This is a genomic window from Rubidibacter lacunae KORDI 51-2 (genome assembly GCF_000473895.1).
Classification (GTDB): domain Bacteria; phylum Cyanobacteriota; class Cyanobacteriia; order Cyanobacteriales; family Rubidibacteraceae; genus Rubidibacter; species Rubidibacter lacunae.
On the sequence record NZ_ASSJ01000076.1, the window covers coordinates 191,161 to 213,050 of the forward strand.

Below are 21,890 nucleotides of genomic sequence, written 5' to 3' on the forward strand. Positions count from 1 at the left end.
GAGTCCATGACCGAACTGAAAGTCACAACACCAATTAACGACGTGAGCGTTTTGGAAGACGCTCCTACTAATGCGATCGACCTCGCCGAGGTATTTGACAATCCGTTTACGACGGGTTTGGTCGCGACTTTCCAGTTGGAGAACCAAGACCTGGGCAACGGTGGCGCAACGAACGTTGTGTTGTTCGACCAAGCCGATGAGGGTGCACCCCTCACCGTTCAGAATTTCAGCAACTACGTCAACGACGGCGATTACGTCAATTCCATCATTCACCGCTTGGTATCGGATTTTGTCATCCAAGGTGGGGGCTTTGTCGTCGACGGTCTAGCCGAAGAGCTGGCTCAGAATGATGCGAGCAGCGGCGCAGGATCGACGAGCCTCGTTCCAACCGATCCGCCCGTTCAAAACGAGTTCAGCAGCGATCGCTCCAACGTGCGCGGCACGATCGCGATGGCGAAGGTTGGAGGCGATCCCGACAGTGCGACGAGTCAGTGGTTTTTTAACCTCGGCGACAACTCGTCCAACCTCGACAGCCAAAACGGCGGCTTTACGGTCTTCGGTGAAGTTCTCTCGGAGGACGACCTCGAGACGCTCGATACCATTGCAGCACTGCCAGTGTTTGAGGGCACGCAATTCTTCGGTCAGGGCGCGTTTACAGACTTACCGCTAATACTGGACGACCCCAACGTACCGCAGGTCACGAGCGACCAAAACTTGGTGCGCTATGAAGGAATTACGATTTCCCAGCAACCCGAGCTAACAAACTTCGAAGTTGTCAGCAACTCCAATCCCAATCTCGTCACGACGTCGATCGCAAACGGCCAACTGGTCCTTGCCTACCAACCCGACGCAGTCGGGACGGCTGACATCACCGTGCGGGCCACCGATCTGCTCGGCAATACGGCAGAAGACACCTTCTCCGTCACCGTTGCCGACGTCCCCGATCCACCAACCGCCATTGACGACAGCGTCACGACGGCTGGGAACCAATCAGTCACTATTGACGTGCTGGCAAACGATACGGATGTCGACAGTACCGACCTCACCCCGAGCGTGACCGACGCGCCGGATAACGGTACGGCTGCGGTCGAAAATGGCGCGATCGTTTATACACCTGCTGCCGGCTTCAGCGGGACCGACAGCTTTACTTACACCGTTTCCGATGGCGAGCTCACCTCAAATGTCGCCAACGTAACGGTTGAGGTCGATCCCGTTTCTCTGCTTCCTCCCGAGGCCGCCGAAGACACGGGTTCGACAAATGAAGATGCGGCCGTGACCGTCGACGTTCTGGCTAATGACAGCGATCCCGATGGCGATGCTCTCAGTGTCGAGAGCGCCACCCAAGGCAGGAACGGGAGTGTCACCATCAATGCCGATGGCACGGTTACTTACACGCCCAATGCCAACTTCAACGGCAGCGATAGCTTCGAATACACCGTTACCGATGGCGGTTTGACCGCTACAGCTACGGTTACGGTCGCGATCGCCCCAGTCAATGACGACCCCGAAGCAAATGACGACGCGGCAACCACTGGTGAAGACGTGGCGGCAACGATCGTCGTTCTAGATAATGACTCTGACATCGATGGCGATACTCTCAGTATCGAGAGCGTCACTCAGGGCAGCAATGGCGGTACTGTCGATGTGAATGCTGACGGCACCGTCACCTTTACTCCTGCTGCCGGCTTCAGCGGAACCGATAGCTTTACCTACACCGTCAGCGACGGCAATGGTGGAACGGATACAACCAAGGTAAATGTCACGATCTCCAATGCCCCGGTGCTCGGAGCACTGCCAGGCGTCACGCTGACTGAAGACGCAGTGGTTCAAGGTGCGACCATCGCTACGGTGCAGGCAACAGACTCCGACACGCCTGTCGACCAACTAACTTACGCGATCGCCTCCGGTAACGAAGACGGCTTCTTCGCGATCGAGCCTTCCACAGGTGAAGTTTCGATTGTCGAAACCGACAACCTCGAGCCCGCCAGCTTTACGCTGGGCATCGTGGCTAGCGATGGCACCAGCACCTCTGAGGTTGCAACGCTCAACGTGGAGATCGAGCCAGAACCGGCACCGCTAATCTTTGGAACGCTGGGCGACGATCTGTTCGATGCCGACGACCCGCGCGACGAATTTGATGGCAACGGTACGCTAACTTTCACCGGTAGTGGTGCCGACCTCGTGGATGCCTCAGGGAGTGAAGAAGGGGGCAATCGCATCTTCAGCGGTAGTGCGAGCGACGAGCTGTTCGCCGGTACAAACGACCGCCTCTTCGGCGGCAGCGATGGGGACATCCTCGATGCGTCGGCGGGCGGGGGCGGAAACCGCCTCTACGCTCAAGACGGCGACGATACCCTGATTGCAGGCAGCAACGACACGCTTTTCGGCGGTAGCGGTAGCGATATTTTGTTGGCGACGGGGACGAACAGCCGCTTCATTGGCGGTCTGGGAGCGGACTTCTTCGAGATCGTCGGTTCGGAATCGATCGACATCGTATCCGACACGACAATCGCAGACTTCGCATCGGGGACGGACACGATCGGCATTGGCGGCGGCTTTGCATTTGAGGACCTGATCTTCACTGCGCAAGGCAATGACACGACAATCGCCCTCACCGGCGAGAACGGCATCCGCGCAACGCTCCTCGACATCCAACCCGATGCCCTCGTCGTTGGGGACTTCGACTTCGGTTAAGGCAACACCGTTTAACAACCGAGCGATCGCGTCGCGTGTGGCGATCGCTCGGTGGTGTGTGCACGGGAACCAGACGACGCAAACTGTCTGGAAGGTTTAGGTTCGTGGAAACGACCGCTCGAGCCAGCTCGCGATCTCCGGTCGGGTTCTTCCCAGTCGTCGTATGGATAGCGCTTGTGTCTTTTGCCTTTGGAGCTATAAAGCGCGCTTTCTGCTCTCTCAACTAGGGAGGAAGGATCCTGCCGAGTGGCTTGAAATGTGATGCTCGAGCTGGGCTAGGAACATGACCAAATGATGGTTCTGCACCCGCGCCATCCTCACCGCGCAGGACTAACGGGCTAACGCTATCAATTACACCAGTTAAGTCGTTTACGATGACACATCGTTGCCAGTCCGGAGCGCGAGCTAGTTCGGCTCGAGGAATGTTTTGCCGTCGACTTTCCCCCGTTCGCGTGCATCGGGTTCGAGATATCATCAAGTTGTCTGACGCATCGCTCCCGACACCGCATCGTGTGTCCGCGTTCTCGTACTGTTGTGATGCCAGCCCCGAGAAGTGCTCCGATCGATGGCAGCTCGGGAACCCTTACTCCTCGAGATTGCCTCACCTCATCTGTCATAGGCATTTTGCAAATTGGGATAAGAGTGATTCCAAGCAATAGCCTCATTCGCTTGCGCTTGCCTTGCGAACGACGATTGCACCCTCCGAGAAGGCACTACACCGCCGCAGGCGATCGCTCGACAGCATTTGGGTCCTACGATAGGATGCTGATGGTAGAAACTTCGGAGTGTACCCAGCAGCGACCATTGCGTTCGCGCGGGTTCCGGAGATTGTGAAGCTTGATGGTGGATCTATGGGACAGTTCATTCTGACCTGGATTGTGTCAGCTGGAGCACTTTTCTTGACGGCGCGGCTGGTGCCGGGTTTGGAGATTAGCGGGGGTGCCTCTGCCCTCATTGGCGCGGGGGTGATGGGCTTGACGAACGCGATTGTCAAGCCGATTTTGATTATTTTCACGCTGCCGCTGACGATCGTGACCTTGGGGTTATTTTTACTGGTCGTCAACGCGATCGCTTTTGCACTGGTCGGCTATCTGACACCGGGCTTTGAAGTCAACGGGTTCTTTCCAGCGCTATTCGGTTCGCTAGTGCTGGCGTTCGTGTCGAGTCTGCTCGGCAATCTCATCAAAGACAACTAGACTTGATAACCGACGCCTAATGACCGATGTCGCTCGGTCGGAGTACTGGGAATCGCGCTACCTGGATGGGTCAACGCGGTGGGACCTCGGTCAACCCGCACCGCCGTTCGCGAGCTGGTTAGCCAGCGAAATGGCACTGCCGCTGGGTCGGGCGATCGTGCTGGGGTGCGGACGCGGCAGCGATGCCCTGTTGTTCGCGCGACATGGATTCGAGGTTGTCGGCGTCGATTTCGCTCCGTCGGCGATCGCTTCCGCCACTGCCGCCGCCGCCCGCGATGGCATCCCCGCAACCTTCTTGCTGAGCGATATCTTCGCACTCCCGCAGGAGTTTGCCGGCAGTTTCGATTACGCGATCGAGCATACCTGCTTCTGCGCGCTGCCTCCAACTCAACGCGACGCTTACGTTCAGTTGACGCGATCGTTGCTGAAACCGGGTGGCGAGCTGTTAGCCATCTTCTTTACCCACAGTCGCCCTGGCGGTCCGCCCTTCGGCTCGCATCCTGCAGACATCGTGCGGCTCTTCGGTCGAGCCTTTGAGATCCTATGCCTGGAGCCGATTGCACATTCAATCTCGGTCAGGCAGGGTGAAGAGCACTTCGGCCGGTTGCGACGGCGGGACGAACAATACACCGACCGGGAGCGCAGCCTGCTTTGAGTTGCAAGCGATGGGGCGCAATCTCCTCAGAGTTTCTCAATTCACCTGGTTTCTTTAGGTGTGATCGGGCTGGATGGCCTACACAAGTGCCTCATGCCCCGCAAGCACGCTGCGAAATTTCTGGGGTTTCAGGAGATGTGTCAGTCAGTAAGGTCATCAGGTGTTCATAAAGACCTCTTGCATCGTGGTTCTCAGGAAGGCTTGAGAAGTCACGAATCCTCCAAAATGAGGCGATTTTGATTTGTTGTGTGACACGCTAAGCAAAGTTTCCAAGTATTTTTCAAGAAGTCTCATGCCATTGGGCAATGGCTGTCTAGAGAGTTTCAGTTTTGCTAAAAACAGCCAGCGATCGCGATTGGTACCGCCATCCATCAACTCGACAGTGGCAATCTGCAAGTTGACACCCTTGGTTTACACCAGCATCCGATTTGAGTGAGAAGCACCTGTAGGCACTAGTGCCCTCTTAATACTTGGCTTGCGGAAACTGCGAGGCCGGACCCTACACATGAGAGTGGACCAGACATCAAAAGATTCTCCCTTCTGCGAACTCGTCGTAGAGGTGAGAGAAGAGCTTTGCACGTTCAAAAAATCTTGTTGCGCTTGAAGACAGACTATCTCTCGGATTGCTAAGGCGAAAGCCGAGCGCTAGCCGAGTGAAACTGAGTGCCAAAGAGAAGAATAGAACAATCGGGAGATACAGGCGATCGCTCCTTGCGGTGGCGAAGCGAATCCGAGCGGCTGCAACCTAGTATGTTGCCAGCAAAGGTTCTTGCTGGGGGTCCCCATTCTGGAGAGCGCGCTCGAGCAGGGTCGACGGCGGGCGCACGTGGGGCCACGCGAAGGCGTGGCGGAAAGCCGCCTCCTGGCATGCCTGCAGTTGCCGAAAGTCGATCGCGTCGCAGGTCAGCAGGTTTTCGTATTCGAAGGGCAACCGCACGTTGTGCAACCCGGCGTTATCGGTGCAAATGGCAGTATCGACGCCCGCTTCAAAGCAGCGATCGAACACGACCTTTAGTTCGTAAATGTTTTCGAGAGTGCCTGTCTTCAAATACGTGGTCGGACAAACTTCCAGGCACTGCCCTGCAGCAGCTAACTCCCGCAGTCGTTCCGGCTCCCGCAGCGGGATTTGGATACCGTGTCCGATACGCATCAAGTATGGCAGCAACTCCGGATAGCAACCATCGGCGGTTTCGTAGACGTGACCGGTGGTTTTGAGCCCGCGCGATCGCGCGTATTGGTAGAGTCCGACGATTTCGTCGAGGCGATCGGCGTAATGGGAATCTCCCCCTGCCATGTCAATTCCGCAGACGTATTCCGGCAGGTCGGCCGCCGCATCGGCGATCGCTTTATTAACCTCGAAAGGCAACCGCGAGTGCATGCAGAGAATCTGACCCGTGACGATCGGGTAATCCGCCTCGCGACTCGCTTCCCCGACGATGCGAATCACCTCATACATCTGTTCGATCCGCGCGCTTCGATCGAGGCGGGCGTCCGTACGCAAATAAGGCGTGTAGCGAATCTCCAGATAGGCTAAATTTTCAAAAATATACGCGCCACGTAACAATCGATAGATAAAGTAAGGCAGCGTGTGCGGAGTTTGCACGCTCTCCACCAGCGTGTGCAGCTCTAGGTATTCGTCCAGCGTGTTGCGCGGGCGCGTATAAAACGATTCGAACTCCAGGTACTCCGGGAAGCGACCGGCCATCTCCGGGTTGTGTCGCTGAAAGTATCGCCAGAGAATGCGCGGTACGACAGAGCCGCCCAGGTGGCGGTGTAAATCGGCGTGCAGTGTCACGAGGAACCTCCTTGAAGCCGAGCGAGGGGAGGCGATCGACGGCTGCTGTCGATCGCTACAGTTGACAGCCGCTATCTAGACTCGCGATAATAGCTATTTGCGAACACTGTAGCGTCAAATTAAAGCTTTGGCTAACGTTATCGTTATTGGTGCCCAATGGGGCGATGAGGGCAAAGGTAAAATCGTCGATTTGCTGAGTAAATCAGCAGATGTGGTGGTCCGCTATCAGGGCGGAGCTAACGCCGGACATACGGTCGTCGTCCGAGACCAAACTTTCAAGCTGCATCTCATTCCATCGGGGATCTTATATTCCGACACCGAGTGCATTATCGGCTCGGGGACGGCGATCGACCCGAAGGTGCTTATTGAAGAGCTGGACCGCCTTGAAGCCCTTAACGTTTCCACAGACAACTTGTGGATCGCCCAGACGGCCCACGTGACGATGCCGTACCATCGAATGTTCGATCAAGCATCCGAGCGCAGTCGCGGCAACCGCAAAATCGGGACCACCGGACGCGGTATCGGCCCGACCTACGCCGATAAGTCGGAGCGGATGGGCATTCGCGTGCTGGACTTGATGGATCCCGACGAACTGCGCGAGCAACTGCGCTGGACGATCGCGAGCAAAAACGTCATTCTCGAGAAGCTCTACGAGCTACCGCCCCTGGATGCCGAGGTAACGATCGCCGAATATCTCGGCTATGCCGAACGCCTGCGGCCGCACGTCGTCGATAGTTCGCTGCATATCGACCGCGCGCTCCGCCAGCGCCGCAATATCTTGTTTGAAGGCGCACAAGGCACGCTCCTCGACCTCGACCACGGCACCTATCCCTACGTGACGTCCTCGAATCCAGTTGCAGGCGGAGCCTGTGTCGGAGCGGGTGTCGGACCGACAGCCATCGATCGCGTCATCGGTGTCGCCAAGGCTTACACCACTCGCGTTGGGGAAGGACCGTTCCCGACCGAGCTCGACGGCGATATCGGTACGGCCCTGTGCAAACGCGGAGCGGAATTCGGGACGACGACCGGCCGCCGCCGTCGCTGCGGTTGGTTCGATGCGGTGATCGGACGTTACGCCGTGCGGATCAACGGTCTGGACTGCCTGGCGGTCACTAAGCTCGACGTGCTCGACACCTTACCGGAAATCAAAGTCTGCGTCGCTTACGAAGTGGATGGGGAACGCTTTACCGAGTATCCAACCAGTGCGAGTCGCTTCGCACGCTGCAAGCCGCTCTACAAAACGATGCCCGGCTGGCAGCAGTCCACGGCGAGTTGTCGTACCCTGGAAGACCTGCCCCGCCAAGCACTAACCTATCTCAAGTTCCTGGCTGAGTTGATGAAGGTGCCGATCGCGATCGTTTCCCTCGGTGCCAGCCGGGACCAAACGATCATCGTCGAAGACCCGATCCACGGACCCAAACGCGCATTGCTCGATGCTAACGGCGCGCCCGTGGACATCCAGGTCGCCAACGCTGACACTGTCCGGGCGCGCTCGTCCTCGACTCACTCAACTTTTTAGTCCTGCACCCGACCGCAACCATACCGAAAACCATGTCACTCACGATTGAATGTCAGAAACGACCGGAAGGCAGTAAGTCCCGCGCGCTGCGTCGCGAGGGACTCATTCCTGCCAATCTTTACGGCCATAGCGGTACGGAATCCATGTCGCTCGTCGTTAACGAGCGCAAAGCCCAACGCCTGCTGCGCTCGGCAGCGGTAAACAGCACCGTAATCGACGTGCAAATCCCCGACCTGTCTTGGAGCGGGCCGGCCCTGATCCGCGAGGTTCAGACGCATCCGTGGAAGGCAGAAATCTACCACCTTAGTTTCTTCGCCGTTCGCGGTCGCAGTTCGGTTGATGTCGTTGTCCCGCTCAACATCGTCGGGGTATCGGCGGGCGCAAAGCAGGGTGGCGTCTTAGACCAAGTCGTCACCGAACTAGCCGTTCGATGCGATCCGACGAAAGTTCCGGAATCCATTGACATCGACGTCACGACAATGGACGTCGGCACCGTCCTCACAGTGGGCGAACTCGTGCTGCCGGATGGGGTTGCCGCTTCGACCGATCCGAGCGTCACGGTCTTGTCTATCATCGCATCGCGTACGGGGGCAGCCCAGCCGTCTGAGGCAGCAACCGAGTCAGAAACAGCTGAGTGAGCGATCGCGCGATCGCGCCCGGTGTCGAGCTCAGCAACCGGCGCTAGGATCGGGATACTATTGGCGATCGGCTACGCTACTTCGCCTCTGATACCTCCCGTACTATCTGCAATTTGCTGCAATTATGGCTCGCAGACCCGCTCCATCTTCACGCCGCCGTCCGGGTCCCCCCCCGCCGCGATCGGGTCGGCCACCAGAGCGATCGGCGGCATCGCCATTCAACTACACGACGCTAGCCGTGTTGCTGGGCGCGTTTATCATCGGGATCGGTGTCGGCATTATCTTTTCAACGTCGGCAAGCTTTAGTCCGAGCAACGTGGTGTCCCGTGAGGTCATCGATCGCAGCGCGCCCAACCCAGAGTTTTGCGCGCAGTACGGCGCGAGCGCCGTGGTAACGGACATGCGCGTGTTTCTGACGTTTAACCCGTTCAGCGTTTACGTCACGCAGCCGGCTATGCAACCGGGCTGCGTTATGCGTCGCACGAACTGGACGATCCTCGAGAAGAAAAATTTGATCGACGACCAGCAAGTTCGCGACTGCAAGCAGCGCCTGAACACGTTCGGATTTGTAGGCAATCTTGAGGGATCGCCGCGCATCGACTGCATTTACCAGAATGACTCAGCCGGCAACCTCTTTACTAGCGATACGCCGGGAGGTTCCCTCGTCCCCAAACCAGAAACCGATCGATTCTAGGGAATGGGGTGGCGGCACGTTCCGTGCTTGCCACCGAGCTACAACCACCCGCCGCGCTCGGTAGAATAGTTCGCTGCTGGCACCGGAGCAACCAGCACCACAGTGTTGGCAATCGTCATTTTGCTTGAGACACCCTCCGCCCCTGAGGCACTTGCTGGGCAATGCGAGCTCTCCAAACCTGACTGGTGTAGACATGGAAACCGCTGCGACCGCCAACCGATCGGTCTCGAAGACTCTCAAGCCTAGTTGCCAAATCGGTCGCAGTTGTTCGGCAACGCGGCAAGTAATTTGGGAGGAGCCCCTAATTCACGGAGTGCTGATACTGGCGCCCAGGCAGGGCGCAATAGTTGCGAAAATTGACTGAGCTAACCCGTCTAGGTCGTAGCCACCCTCCAATCCAAACAACAGCTTTGGCGTCAGATCGAGGCAGCGTTCTGTAAAAAAGCTGTAGTCCTCCGGCCGCAGCAACATGCTTGCAAGCGGATCGTCGCGATGGGCGTCATATCCCGCACTGACAATTAGCAAATTTGGTGCAAATGCCTGCAAGAAAGGTACGACGCGATCGTCAAATGTCTGACGGTATATATCGCTCGTGCTGCCGGCTGGCAGGGGTACGTTCAAAACGTTGTTGTCGTCGCAGCGTTTGTCATCGCTGCCGGTAAACGGATAGGCCGGCGACTGATGCAGAGAGCAATAAGCAATCCGCGAACAGTCAGCAACTAATGCTTGGGTGCCGTTCCCGTGATGGACGTCCCAATCGAGAACAGCTACTCGCTCGATATGTGGTTGGGTCAGAGCGTATCGTGCCGCGATCGCCGCATTGGAAAACAGGCAAAAGCCCATCCCCGTCTCTCGCTCGGCATGATGTCCGGGCGGTCGCGCCAGCACAAACGCGGGCTGCCTTGACACCAACACACGATCGACGCCATCCAGCCACGCAGCTACTGCAAGCAGCGCAACATCATAACTTCGTGCAGAGACAGGGGTATCCGCATCTAGGCGGCCGCCACCGCCAGCAGCAATTGCTCTGACGCGCTCGACGTATTCGGGTGCGTGGAGCGCGCGTACCCACGCCAGGGCGTCGCGATCGCTTGGCGGCGTCGGGGTTTGCCACTGCAGGCGTGCGCTCCAAGGAGCCGCTCGTAAGACCGCGATCGCAGACTGCAACCGCGCCGGACATTCGGGATGAAAACGCCCCGTAGCATGGTCGAGAAATGCAGGCGAGTAAATAATCGTTACCATTAGCTTCTCCTCCCGCAACTGCCACGAGAGAAACTCCCTTGTCGTTCGCTGTCGAAACGCTGTCAAGCTATTGCAAAGTATCCCAGAGCCCCAATTTCAGGCATCTCGGACTGCATAGAGACTGAGCTATAATTGTTAAGAAAGACGTGCCAGTCTAACCCGTATATAACTGGCAATAGCCGCCCTTTTTCCTCAAGGTTTGATCCGAGAATTTTAGATGGATCGAACGTCTCACTTGCTTGCATCTTAGCGGAGTTCCCGAACGTTTATGACCTTCTCCAATTCTCCGGAGCGGATCGTCCCGACCGAACTGCGGACCGAGATGTCCCAGTCATATCTTGAATATGCGATGAGCGTGATTGTCGGGCGAGCACTGCCCGACGCGCGCGACGGGCTCAAACCCGTGCATCGGCGCATTTTGTACGCCATGTACGAGCTGGGATTAATGGCGGACCGACCGTTCCGTAAATGCGCTCGCGTCGTGGGGGAAGTTCTCGGCAAATACCATCCGCACGGAGAAACGTCCATATACGATGCATTGGTGCGAATGGCGCAGGATTTTTCCATGCGCGAGCTGCTGATTGACGGGCACGGAAACTTTGGTTCGGTCGACGACGATCCGCCCGCTGCAATGCGTTACACCGAGTGTCGCCTGCGTGCGATCTCCAGCGACTCGCTGCTGCAGGACATCGAGTCAGAAACGGTTGATTTCGCCGACAACTTCGACGGTTCGCAACAAGAGCCGACGGTTTTACCCTCCCGCCTGCCGCAGTTGCTTCTGAATGGATCGTCGGGAATTGCTGTTGGCATGGCAACAAATATTCCTCCTCATAATTTAGGGGAATTAGTTGACGGGACGATCGCGTTGGTTCGCAATGCCGACTTGAGCGATCGTGAGTTGATTCAAATCGTACCCGGACCGGATTTCCCAACGGGTGGTACTATCCTCGGGCGCGCGGGAATTGCCGATGCTTACAGCACCGGACGCGGGTCGATTACCATGCGCGGGGTCGCAACTATTGAAACTTTAGAGCAGCGCGGCCGGCCCGATCGCGAAGCCATTGTTATCACGGAACTGCCCTACCAAACAAACAAAGCTGCCCTTATCGAAAAGATTGCCGATCTAGCTAACGAAAAGCGTATCGATGGCATTGCCGACCTTCGCGACGAGAGCGATCGCGATGGCATGCGCGTTGTCATCGAACTCAAGCGGGATGCATATCCGCGCGTGGTGTTAAACAACCTCTACAAACAAACGCCACTGCAAGCAAACTTCGGTGCGAATATGCTGGCGTTAGTAGATGGCGAGCCGCAAATATTAGGGCTGAAGGCTTTTCTACAGGTATTTATCAATTTCCGCGTCGAAACGATCGGGCGGCGCACGCAATATCTGTTACGGAAAGCCGAAGAACGCGATCATATTTTGCAAGGATTGCTAGTCGCACTCAACGACATTGAAGCCGTTATCCGCATCGTGCGGGCAGCTGCGGACACGCCATCGGCAAAAGCTGGTTTGATCGAGCGCTTTGAACTATCTGAAGCCCAGGTGGATGCCATTTTGCAAATGCAATTGCGGCGCTTGACGGCTCTCGAGGCAGACAAAATCCTTGCCGAGCACGAGGAACTGCTGGTCCGCATTACCGATTATCGCGACATTTTGGCGCGGCGCGAGCGTGTTGATGACATTATTGTCAGCGAACTCGAGCAGCTGAAGGAGCGGTTTGCAACCCCGCGCCGTACCGTCATAGAAGCCGCTGACGGCGAACTCGTCGATCTCGATTTGATCGCTAACGAGCAGGCAATCGTGTTGCTGACCGAGCAAGGTTATATCAAGCGCATGCCGGTCAGTACCTTTGACGCGCAGAATCGCGCGACGCGCGGTAAATCGGCCGCTCGCATCAAGGAAGATGACGGCATCGATTTATTTATCAGCTGCTGCGATCACGATCGCGTTTTATTCTTCAGCGATCGCGGTGTCGTATACAGCCTGTGTGCTTACCAAATTCCTGCGGGCTCCCGCACCGCCCGCGGGTCCGCGATCGTGCAGATGCTGCCGATTTCGCGAGAGGAGCGCATCACCTCGATCGTCCCGGTGACGGAGTTTTCCGAAGACGAATATCTAGTGATGCTGACGCGCAACGGCTATGTCAAAAAGACGCCGCTGTCGGCCTTTAGTAACATCCGCTCGAACGGCTTGATCGCGATTTCGTTAGGGGATGGCGACGAGTTGCGTTGGGTGCGCTTGGCCCGCAACTCCGATAGTCTGATCGTCGGTTCGCGGGCGGGCATGGCAATCCACTTTCGTACCGATCGGCGCCAGTTGCGCCCGCTCGGTCGGGCAACACGCGGCGTCCGTGCAATGAAACTGCGCGGCGGTGACGAATTAATCAGCATGGATATCTTGCCGGCACAAGTGACCGACCGCCTTGGCATGGCAGGTTTCGACTCCGAACTCGACGATGACGCCGAGGCCGTTGGCGAACTCGAGGCGATCGAGCCCGGCGATCTTGACGATAGTGACGATCTAGCAGCAGGCGAAACGGAAGCTAATGCCGGGCCTTGGTTATTGGCAATTACGACAGGCGGTTATGGTAAGCGCGTTCCAGTGACGCAATTCCGGCTGCAAAACCGAGCGGGCAAGGGCGTAACTGTGATGAAGTTCCGCGGTAAAGATTGCCTGGCTGCGCTGACCATTGTTAATTCGGGCGACGAGTTGATGTTAGTAACAAATCGCGGGATTATCATCCGTCAAGTTATCGATGCCATCAGCCAACAATCGCGACTGGCAACGGGCGTTCGCGTGCAGCGACTGGACGAGGATGACGCAATTGCTGCCGTTGCAGTCGTACCACCGCCTGCCGATGAAGAGGATGCGTTAGAGGTAGAGGCTGATGCGCTAGAGGCTGGTGAGGATGCGGTCGAGAACGCGGACGGAGACTCGGCAACGAATGGTCCGGAGGCAGCCATAACAGATGGTGCAGAGGATGCGCTACCCACTCCTGGTGAATCTATTACTGCCGAACTCGATCGCTCCTCTGAAGAAGAATAGAGGGCTTGCTGGGGTCGATCTAGTTGTCAAAGGATGCAGCTGTCAGCCCGAGCGCATTGTCGTTGCTGCTTCCGCTGGAACTAATTGCCCGCTAGTCTCACGCCAACGCAGGGGGCGCATTTGGATAGAACCACAAGACACGAGTATCAGCCGTGCGAAGGCCAATTGTGGGGGTCATGGGACCGGGAACTGGCGCGACGTCTGCCGACTGCGAGCTAGCGTTTGCGCTCGGCAGCGCGATCGCTCGCCAGGGATGGGTGTTACTGACTGGAGGTCTCGCGTGCGGCGTCATGGACGCGGCCAGTCGCGGCGCGCGGGCTGCCGGAGGCTTAACCGTGGGAATCCTCCCAACGTCTAGTACCGATGAAGCATCGAACGCTGTCGACATCGCGATCGCTACCGGTCTCGGTAGCGGACGCAATCAAATCAATGCGCTCAGCAGCGATGTACTCGTCGCCTGCGGTGAAGGGTTGGGCACGTTATCGGAGGTCGCGCTCGCCCTCAAGGCTGGGAAACCCGTGGTTTTGCTCGGCTGTGGAGCTGATTGGGAATGCTTATTCCACAAGCTTGCAACCGATGGGCTGGTCTCCTCAGCTGCAACACCGCGCGATGCTTGCTCGTTGGTAGCAGAGCTGCTGCAAGCACATCGGTTTGCATGAACCAGCGGAGGCGCGATCGCGTCTTGCTCGAATAGCGTTAGCGTTCAGTTCGGCAGCTGGAAGTTAATGAAAACCAGTCCCGAATCGGGAGCGGACTTGTCGGCAGGATTGCCTGCTCCGGCGTTACGATTTGCTCGCGACGATAAGAGAAGCGGCACGGTGCGGCACGCTTTAAGAAATCGCGGACGTCACTGCGCTCGCAGAACGCAGCGCCGTATCGGCAGCGCGGAACTCGATTTGGTATTGCACCGGCAGGTAGCCCTCTGGCGATCGCTGAAAAACCGCAATGTCAACCGTCACAACACTGTCGCTAATCGACGATCGACTAGGTCGTCGTTGCCCGCGTCGTCATCGTTGCGCGCGCGCTCGCCTGTCTGAAGCTGACTGAAGGACCGATAGATCGAGGCTTAATCTAACGACTCCAGGGGAACCGATGCTGGAATCTGGGGCAGAAGAATGGACTCGACAGGCGGCTCGAATCCCAACCACTGACGTGCTAGGCATGTGAATTGCTGGGAAGAGCCGCTGACGCAGAAACGCGTCGCTTGTGGCGCTCCCGAACGCTTCAAGCCCAGTGCCTCCAACTCTCGCTCGGCAGCGGCGACGAGATAGCGGGCCGGATCGATACCGGTTACGGTCGGCGGGAGCAAGTTGCGGACTACCGACGCGATTAGCGGATAGTGCGTGCAGCCGTAGACCAGCGTATCGATTTGCTGGCGGCGCAGTGGCGCTAAATAGCGCTCGGCAGCGGCAATGAGTTGCGGGTCGTGCAGGCGACCGCTTTCAATCAAAGGGACGAACTCCGGACAGGCTACCTCCCACACTTCCGCCAGTGGGTCGATTTCGGCGATCGCGCGGCGGTAAGCCCCGCTAGCGACCGTGGCGAGCGTCGCGATCGCACCGATACGCCGTCCGGTCGTCACGGCCGCGCGCGCGCCCGGCAAAATCAATCCCAATACCGGCAGGTCGGGAAATTCCGTCCGCACTAGGTCTTGCGCTAGTGCCGAGCTGGTATTGCAGGCCATCAGCACCATCTTGACGCCCTGCAGTTGCAGCCACGTCAGAATCTCGCGGACGTAAATGCAGATTTCATCCGGCGAACGCGTGCCGTATGGCAGCCGCGCCGTATCGCCAAAGTAGACTACCGATTCGCAGGGCAACTGTCGCGTCAGTTCGAGCCAAACGGTTAGCCCGCCGACGCCGCTGTCGAAAATCCCGATTGGAGCCGCAGAAAATTCCAAATCCAGTCGCGTTTGTTAAGCAGCGTAAATTTCCTGCCAATTTAGCGGTTTTGGCGGACGTAGCGCAAGACTCCCTCGGCAATTGCCTCGGCCATAGCGCGCCGGAAGTTCGAGTCGGCAAGGCGCGGAGCATCTTCGCGTCCGGTTACGAAACCGACCTCCACCAGTACGGCCGGCATGGACGAGTGTCGCAGCACGTGGAAATTAGCTTGCTTGACGCCGCGGTTGCGCATGTTGAAACGTTGCACCATGCTGGATTGAATCGCCTGAGCGAGACGACGGCCGGTGGAATAGTAGAAGGTTTCCAAGCCGTTGACGTCCGGACGGCTCATGCTAATGGCGTTAGCGTGGATGCTCACGAACAGGTTGGCACGCGCTCTGTTCGCCAGCTGCGATCGCCCACCCAGGCTGATGAAGCGATCGTCTTGACGCGTCATGCGGATGCTAATCCCTTCGCTTTCGAGAATTCGACGAACGTGATGGGAGATTTCGATCACGATGTCTTTTTCGCGCAGGCCGCCGATCCCGATCGCGCCGGGGTCTCTGCCGCCGTGACCGGGATCGATCACAACCAACATGCTGCCGCGAGGAATCGGTGCACCTGGTGAGACGCCGCGGGGATAAGAACCCCCTGTTTGCCATGCAGCAGGGATGTTGATGTATCGCGCGGTGGCTTGCGGCTGTTGCGATCGCGGCGGCAGGGCAATGTCCCGCAGGCTGTTGATATTTAAGGCGATCAGGTTATTGGCGGGGGCTTGAGCCAACTGCAGGTTGACGCCTGGCCGCGCTTCGACTTGCACGATCGCGTTCTCGCCCTCTTGCTGGACCCGGACGCGTGCGATCGGTCCGGTGCTGCTGAGTTGCGGTCCTTGCAACTGTCGCGACAGCTGTGCTTGCGGGATGGTCAGCCGCAGGACGCCCGTGCGCGGATCCCAACTTTCGGTAGCGTCGATCGCGCGATCGGCTCGGACGCGGATTTGCCGATTGCTGTCCAGCTCGACGGACTGAATCGTCGCCAGTTGCGGTGCAGCAGCTTCGCGCACGTTGGCGGGTACCGGTGGCGTTGCAATACCTTGCACAGCAGCCATACCGCCCTTGGGCAATAGCACCAAACTACCCGAACTACTGGGAATCGCATTCCAATCCGGGGTATCGGGATCGACATGCAAGGTGATGCGACCGCCGCGATCGGTGGCGTCGAACTCGGCGTAGCTAATACCATAGCGCTCGACCGGCAGCCGCTGTGCCCGCAACTCCGGCGGCAAGGTGGCAGAGCGAAAGTCAATAGTAATCTGGCGATCGTCTCTGCTGCGGTCGACATCGATGTCCTCCACAGCACCGCCCACCAAGTTCAAGACCAGGCCGTTGCGCGTGACCGCGAAGGCGTTTGTGGGGTTGGGGGCATTCTCCGGCACCGTTGTCGCCTGAGAGCGCTCGGCCGGCACGGGAACCGGAGGGCGATTGCGCGGAATCAGCGGCGGCAGCGGCGTGCGGTCGGATGGTGACGGGGCAGTCGGGGTGGCAGCAATAGGCGATGGGGCAACCGGGCGATTGCGCGGAATCGTTGGTGGCAGCGGCGTGCGGTCGGGCGGGGGAGCCGGGGCGGCAGCAACCGATGACTGGGTGACGGGTCGATCGCTCGGGATCAACGGCGGTAGGGGCGTGCGGTCGACGACGGGCGTTAATGAAGCCGATCTTGTTTGACCGCCCACAGCTAGCGGAATCGGAATATCGGAAGGCGCAGCCGTAAGGGTCTCGCGCTGCGGTTGCGGCAGACGCACCAACCACTGCGTGGAATTGGTCGGTTGAATGGAAATCTGCTGGGGGTCGAGGGTATAGCCCGGAGCGAGTTCGACGACCAAGCGGGCGGTTTGAACGTCGAACTGGCCGGCGCGTACCTCGCGGACTGCCCCGCCCACGGGCTGCGACACTAACGGACCACCACTCAAGCGCGTTCCTGGCAAATCGACGACGACGCGCGTGGGGCCCTCCACGAGCTGCGCGCGCGGCCGCAGGCCCGCATCGGTGCGGAACACGAGCAAATTTTGCTCCGCCTCAAATCGCCAAAACACGAGCTGCCCCGCGCGCGCGGGTGCCGCTAACGTTACGACTGACGCCGCACCCAGCGACCCCAACAGCAATGGGTGAACTTTCACAGTGTCTTGCTCCTCGTGCAGGACGGGCGTGCGGCTGCCGACGCGATCGCCCCAGGCAGTCAACCCCAATTGAACCGACCGTTGATGCGATCGCGCGGCCTGGTCCAAGCGGACGGCGATCGCGGCGGCGAAGTTTCCCGGCTGAGATTAGCACGAAGCTCACGGGGGGCGCGGGCGAATTCGCAAATCTTGTCGGTTTTAAAGCACGAATTGCCAATGCAATTCGTGAGTTCGGCGCCCGTCCCTCGCCTTAGCGCTGCTCGCCAGCAGCCTCCACGGCCTCGACCGTTTTCTCCTCGACGATAGCTCCGGACACGGCGTCTAAGGCTGGGCTCGGAGTCGGTTGCGGCTCGTCCTGGAAAACCACCCGCAGCAGCGGGGGTGCGAGGAACGTCGTCAGGATCACCATGACGATAATGGCAGCTTCGGTGGACTCGGTCAGCGCGCCGCTCGCCGACCCGACCCCGGCAAACACCAAACCGACCTCGCCGCGGGGGATCATGCCGACGCCGATCGCTAACTTGTTGATGTCCGGTTTCCCGAAGATCGTGAAACCTGTCACTACTTTGCCCGCGATCGCCACAACAATCAAGAAAGCAGCGATAATTAGCCCCTCGCGATTGCTCGGTTCGAAGGGATTGAGCACGCCGAGATCGGTTTTGGCCCCCACGCACACGAAAAATACAGGCGTGAGCAAGTCGGCGATCGGCTCAATTTTTTCCTGTAAGTCGTGACGCTTCTCGGTTTCTGCCAGTACCAAACCGGCGGCAAAGGCGCCAAGGATAGCTTCGAGTTGGATGATATTGGCGATGTAAGCCAGCGCAAAGGCAAAAATCAGCGACATCAGCAGCAACTGCCCGCGCGTATTCATCTCGTTGACGAGCTTGACGAACAGCGGACTGAGGAAGCGTCCGATCACGATCGCGCCGATCAAGAATGCTCCCGCACTGACCGCAAGGACGAGCACGTTGGCGATCTCCACCTCACCGGTTTTGACCAAACTAGCGACTACCGCCAGCACGACGATGCCGAGGACGTCGTCGAGGACGGCTGCCCCGATAATGATTTTGCCTTCCTGGGAGTTGAGCTGTCCGAGTTCCGACAGCACTTTTGCCGTGATGCCGATGCTCGTTGCCGTTAGTGCTGCGCCAGCAAAGATTGCCGGTACGGTCGGTACGCCGAAGACATAGACCAACCCTGCCGTTCCGGCGACAAACGGCGCAACCACCCCGACAACCGCCACCACCGCAGCTAGGGGGCCGACGCGGATGAGTTCTTTCAAATCGGATTCCAAACCGATTTCGAACAGCAGGATGATGACGCCCAGTTCGGACAGCAGGGATATGACCTCGCTCTCGCTGGTGAATACTGCTTGGGTTGTCTCTGGCGCGATGCCTGCCGTACTTTCGAGGAATTGCATCAGCAGCGAATCGGTGGCTTGCATGCCGCCTTCAGGGAAAACCAGCAGCTGCAGCGCCGACACCCCAACCAACACGCCCCCGACCAGTTCGCCGAGTACGGGTGGGAGGTTGATGCGCGAGCACAGTTCGCCACCGAGTTTGCTGGCAATAAAGATTGCCACCAAACTGAGGAGGACTCCCGCGACCACTAGGGATTCTTCGACGCCGCCTGTTTCTTTAGCGGCGACCTCGGCAGCAGCAACCAGCGGTAAACGCATACCTGGGGGCATCCAGGCAACGAGTTCCGCAGTGAAAGGGGCAAAGCTCATTCCGTCTCAACCTCACAAACGTCGGCGTCAACCCACCTCGGTAGGGCTCGAGGTAGATCTTTAAGATTTGTTTTAACTTCATCCCATCCTAAGTGAAGGGGGTGGCCCTACGAGCGATCGCGTGCGTCGAATTGGAGAACGAGCTGGGCGATCGTCCCAGATGGTCGATCGGGCTACATCCGGGCATCGAGCCAACTTACGCGTCTCTGGGGACACCTGCTGTGCGTTAGACAACAACTGCAGTTGCTCCGATCCACTGCCCGAGGAGGATAGATCTCGAGTGCCGGCGTGTTTGTGAACCCCGAGGGTCCTCACCGGACGCAATCTCAAATTGCGCTCGGCAGCAGCTAGATGCCTTCGGAAAGCTCGCTCTAGAGCAAGCTCAGTACATTGCAAGAGATGCTCGTTAGCACGATTTCAGAACGCTTCATCTCCGCCGGGACCCTCCCGAACGCTTTTGCGGACCGAGCACGCACGACCCTCGCATCAAATCTATGCAAAACCATTCGACCATTGATAAACATCTAACCATAGAGCGCTCCCCCCGACCATTTGGGTTCCAGGAGCATTCGTGATGGATTTGAAAAGAGAAACTGATAGATGCGTTCCGAGCTGGCGGGTGTTGCTCAACCGGATGACGAGTCGTCGGCTTGCGGACGAGCGAAGCGAGATTGCAGCGATCGCCACCAGCCCGACTTGCCGATGCTGCTAGCCAGCATTGCCATGCCAGTAGCGAGCATGAACAGGACGCCCAACCCATTGAGCAAAACGTAAACCGGTTCTAGGGTTTTCCCGAAGTACTCGCCTTCGTGGATGGTCATGAGGAAATGGACGCGATCGCGACCGAGCCCGAACCAATCTTTGCTAATTCGGTAGCTGACACCGGTCAGAACCGTGACGAACAGCGGCAACATTACAATTGGGGCGACCTTACGGTGCAGTTGTCGGAACGTCATGCGGCTCATAAGTCATGCCAGGAACGACAGTTAGGGCAGGTGATGGGCGTAATTTTAGTGCCGTTCAGAGTTCGCGATCGCACCGCAGAGGCTCTGCCGGCGAGCAAGCGCGAGCGCATGTACTTAAATCCAACCACGGCTGTAGTTGTCCGCGCTGAAACGTTCGGCTCATGACAACGTAGATCGAGGTTTGATCGCAACCAATCCCGACGCGCTCGACGGCATTCCAAGACTGCGCGTGTAGGGTATCGCTGACGAGCAGGCGATCGTCTTGCCAGTGAAGGATACGCTGAAATCGATAGGGCGCTTGCTTTTTTCCAACAATCAAAAGTTTCTGTAAAATCCGGCGAATGAGGTTGGGGAAGAAGCGACCGAACCCGAACATGGCGAGTCGTAGGATGATCAATTTCGCCGTCGTCATCTGCGTTTGTTTCGCCCAACCCAGGTGCCCGCGGATGCAAATTCGCTCCCCGTCAATCTCGACATCGTAGCGATCGACGAGATGTCCCACGGCGTTTTGGAGCTTGTTGCCCTGTCGCACGGCGAGCGAAAACTGGGTATCCGAGGCAATTAGCTTGCCATGACGGAATAGCTTAAAGGTGCCACCCTTGTTTAATGCCAAATACAGCTCGCTGTCGGCACGTCGATCGATCAGAATCTGCGCGTCCTGGAACCAAAGACGACCCCGCGATCGCGGGGCGGCTGGCGGTCGCTCGGCAACGAAATCGCGCCACGCCAATAGGTAGTTCCAAGCATGATGCCCGAGAATGCGATCGTCCCAATAACAGGGTCCGAGCCCGCGCTCTAACCCCAGCAAGAAGCCGCCATTCACGCGCAAAGCATCGGGATACCATTTTCCTACTAGCTCGAACCCGTGTGGAAAGAAGTTATAGGTATTGCGACTCGTATATTCGCCACCGTAAGAGCCGTCGGGATGTAAGAACTGACCGGCGAAATCAACCGCAGCGATCAACGATTCTTTGATGCGCTCGTCTGCGCGCTGCATGTAGATGCTTGCTAAACACGCGATCGTGAGCGTGTGATAACCGGGATCGCAACCTTCATATTCGGGGAACCATCCTTCCTCACTTTGCCAGTCAAGAATGCGTTCTAATCGCCTGGATTTGGCACGGTCCCATTGCGAAGTTGATAACAGTTTGCCCAAACGTTCTAGACACAGCACGATCAGAGCTTGGTGGTTGGTTAAACGCCCGCTTTCGTCGTGATGGGCGAGCCACTCTGCTCGGCGCGCGAAGAACTCGAGCATGGCAGGGTTGTCGAGGTCTAAGAGCGCGTAACTTTCGATGCACGCAAGTAAGGAAAACGCTGCGGCGCCGCCTGCTCGCTCGAACGGAAAATAGTCGTCACACGAACCATCCTGGTGAGCGCTGCGGGCGGCGTAAAGAATTCCTGCATCTACCCAATCGCGGCAGGCAGGCTGTTGGTAATAGGGATTGTCCGGGCAATTCGTTGCGTAGGCAAGTGCCAAGCACCAGACGAATTCCTGGGACATGCCGCTGGGGAAGTCGAGGATCTTGTAGTGCCAAAAAGCGCGATCGCAACAGCCGTAGGTCGGGCTGTGCGGGTTACGATCCATGAGCGTCAGGATCTTGGGAATCTGCGCGATCGCGATCCGGGCAAAGAGATCTTTCTGCATCGGGGCCTGT

Annotated in this window: 16 protein-coding genes and 1 pseudogene; 8 read left to right on the forward strand and 9 right to left on the reverse strand. The window is 58.0% G+C overall.

Translation table 11 applies throughout. The features are described 5' to 3' along the window. Window positions 1-6: 6 nt before the first annotated feature. The 3 genes from KR51_RS17680 to KR51_RS13990 all read left to right on the forward strand — a co-directional run bounded on the left by KR51_RS17680 (window position 7) and on the right by KR51_RS13990 (window position 4,545). Entirely contained in the window at window positions 7-2,694 is a 2,688-nt protein-coding gene (locus KR51_RS17680) for an Ig-like domain-containing protein (protein ID WP_022608697.1), read from the forward strand. A gap of 851 nt (window positions 2,695-3,545) precedes the next feature. Continuing rightward, window positions 3,546-3,890 (forward strand): phage holin family protein, encoded by a 345-nt coding sequence (locus tag KR51_RS13985; RefSeq protein WP_022608698.1) that lies wholly within the window; start codon window positions 3,546-3,548, stop codon window positions 3,888-3,890. Window positions 3,891-3,909: 19 nt separating this feature from the next. Then, window positions 3,910-4,545: a methyltransferase domain-containing protein gene (locus tag KR51_RS13990; RefSeq protein WP_022608699.1), complete on the forward strand. Its 636-nt coding sequence runs from the start codon at window positions 3,910-3,912 to the stop codon at window positions 4,543-4,545. Between the two features lie 156 nt (window positions 4,546-4,701). On the opposite strand, the gene KR51_RS19860 is transcribed toward KR51_RS13990, so the two are convergent. Both KR51_RS19860 and KR51_RS13995 read right to left on the reverse strand, forming a co-directional pair. Further along, complete coding sequence (locus tag KR51_RS19860; RefSeq protein WP_156915120.1) at window positions 4,702-4,941, reverse strand: hypothetical protein; 240 nt, start codon at window positions 4,939-4,941, stop codon at window positions 4,702-4,704. 349 nt (window positions 4,942-5,290) lie between these two features. Further along, entirely contained in the window at window positions 5,291-6,340 is a 1,050-nt protein-coding gene (locus tag KR51_RS13995; protein ID WP_022608700.1) for an amidohydrolase family protein, read from the reverse strand. A gap of 127 nt (window positions 6,341-6,467) precedes the next feature. On the opposite strand from KR51_RS13995, the gene KR51_RS14000 reads away from it, so the two are divergent. The 3 genes from KR51_RS14000 (at window position 6,468) to KR51_RS14010 (ending at window position 9,191) form a co-directional block, all read left to right on the forward strand. Further along, window positions 6,468-7,859 (forward strand): adenylosuccinate synthase, encoded by a 1,392-nt coding sequence (locus KR51_RS14000; RefSeq protein ID WP_022608701.1) that lies wholly within the window; start codon window positions 6,468-6,470, stop codon window positions 7,857-7,859. Window positions 7,860-7,891: 32 nt separating this feature from the next. Then, window positions 7,892-8,497, forward strand: a complete 606-nt coding sequence (locus KR51_RS14005; protein ID WP_022608702.1) for a 50S ribosomal protein L25/general stress protein Ctc — start codon at window positions 7,892-7,894, stop codon at window positions 8,495-8,497. Between the two features lie 124 nt (window positions 8,498-8,621). Next, window positions 8,622-9,191, forward strand: a complete 570-nt coding sequence (locus tag KR51_RS14010) for a DUF3172 domain-containing protein (protein WP_022608703.1) — start codon at window positions 8,622-8,624, stop codon at window positions 9,189-9,191. A gap of 306 nt (window positions 9,192-9,497) precedes the next feature. Here KR51_RS14010 and KR51_RS14015 read toward each other — a convergent pair whose 3' ends face one another. After that, the gene (locus tag KR51_RS14015) at window positions 9,498-10,433 is read right to left on the reverse strand and encodes a histone deacetylase family protein (protein WP_022608704.1); all 936 of its coding nucleotides are present in this window, start codon (window positions 10,431-10,433) and stop codon (window positions 9,498-9,500) included. Window positions 10,434-10,701: 268 nt separating this feature from the next. On the opposite strand from KR51_RS14015, the pseudogene gyrA reads away from it, so the two are divergent. Together gyrA and KR51_RS14025 are read left to right on the forward strand one after the other, a co-directional pair. Continuing rightward, a pseudogene (gyrA, locus tag KR51_RS14020) lies at window positions 10,702-13,302 on the forward strand (DNA gyrase subunit A); the annotation flags it as partial. A gap of 332 nt (window positions 13,303-13,634) precedes the next feature. Then, window positions 13,635-14,141 carry a TIGR00725 family protein gene (locus KR51_RS14025; protein ID WP_022608707.1) on the forward strand — a complete coding sequence of 169 codons (507 nt, stop codon included), beginning with the start codon at window positions 13,635-13,637 and terminating at the stop codon, window positions 14,139-14,141. Between the two features lie 171 nt (window positions 14,142-14,312). On the opposite strand, the gene KR51_RS21030 is transcribed toward KR51_RS14025, so the two are convergent. The 6 genes from KR51_RS21030 to KR51_RS14050 all read right to left on the reverse strand — a co-directional run bounded on the left by KR51_RS21030 (window position 14,313) and on the right by KR51_RS14050 (window position 21,880). After that, entirely contained in the window at window positions 14,313-14,441 is a 129-nt protein-coding gene (locus KR51_RS21030) for a hypothetical protein (RefSeq protein ID WP_269634916.1), read from the reverse strand. Between the two features lie 107 nt (window positions 14,442-14,548). After that, the gene (gene murI / locus KR51_RS14030) at window positions 14,549-15,382 is read right to left on the reverse strand and encodes a glutamate racemase (RefSeq protein ID WP_022608708.1); all 834 of its coding nucleotides are present in this window, start codon (window positions 15,380-15,382) and stop codon (window positions 14,549-14,551) included. Window positions 15,383-15,423: 41 nt separating this feature from the next. Continuing rightward, a complete protein-coding gene (locus KR51_RS14035; protein WP_051358216.1) occupies window positions 15,424-17,646 on the reverse strand; it encodes an N-acetylmuramoyl-L-alanine amidase in 2,223 nt (740 codons plus the stop codon). A gap of 142 nt (window positions 17,647-17,788) precedes the next feature. Further along, on the reverse strand, window positions 17,789-19,267 hold the full coding sequence (locus KR51_RS14040; protein ID WP_022608710.1) for a cation:proton antiporter: 1,479 nt from the start codon (window positions 19,265-19,267) through the stop codon (window positions 17,789-17,791). Window positions 19,268-19,893: 626 nt separating this feature from the next. Further along, a complete protein-coding gene (locus KR51_RS14045) occupies window positions 19,894-20,232 on the reverse strand; it encodes a hypothetical protein (RefSeq protein ID WP_022608711.1) in 339 nt (112 codons plus the stop codon). A gap of 55 nt (window positions 20,233-20,287) precedes the next feature. Beyond that, window positions 20,288-21,880, reverse strand: coding sequence for a hypothetical protein (locus KR51_RS14050; RefSeq protein WP_022608712.1), 1,593 nt, complete (start codon window positions 21,878-21,880; stop codon window positions 20,288-20,290). Between the last annotated feature and the right edge of the window lie 10 nt (window positions 21,881-21,890).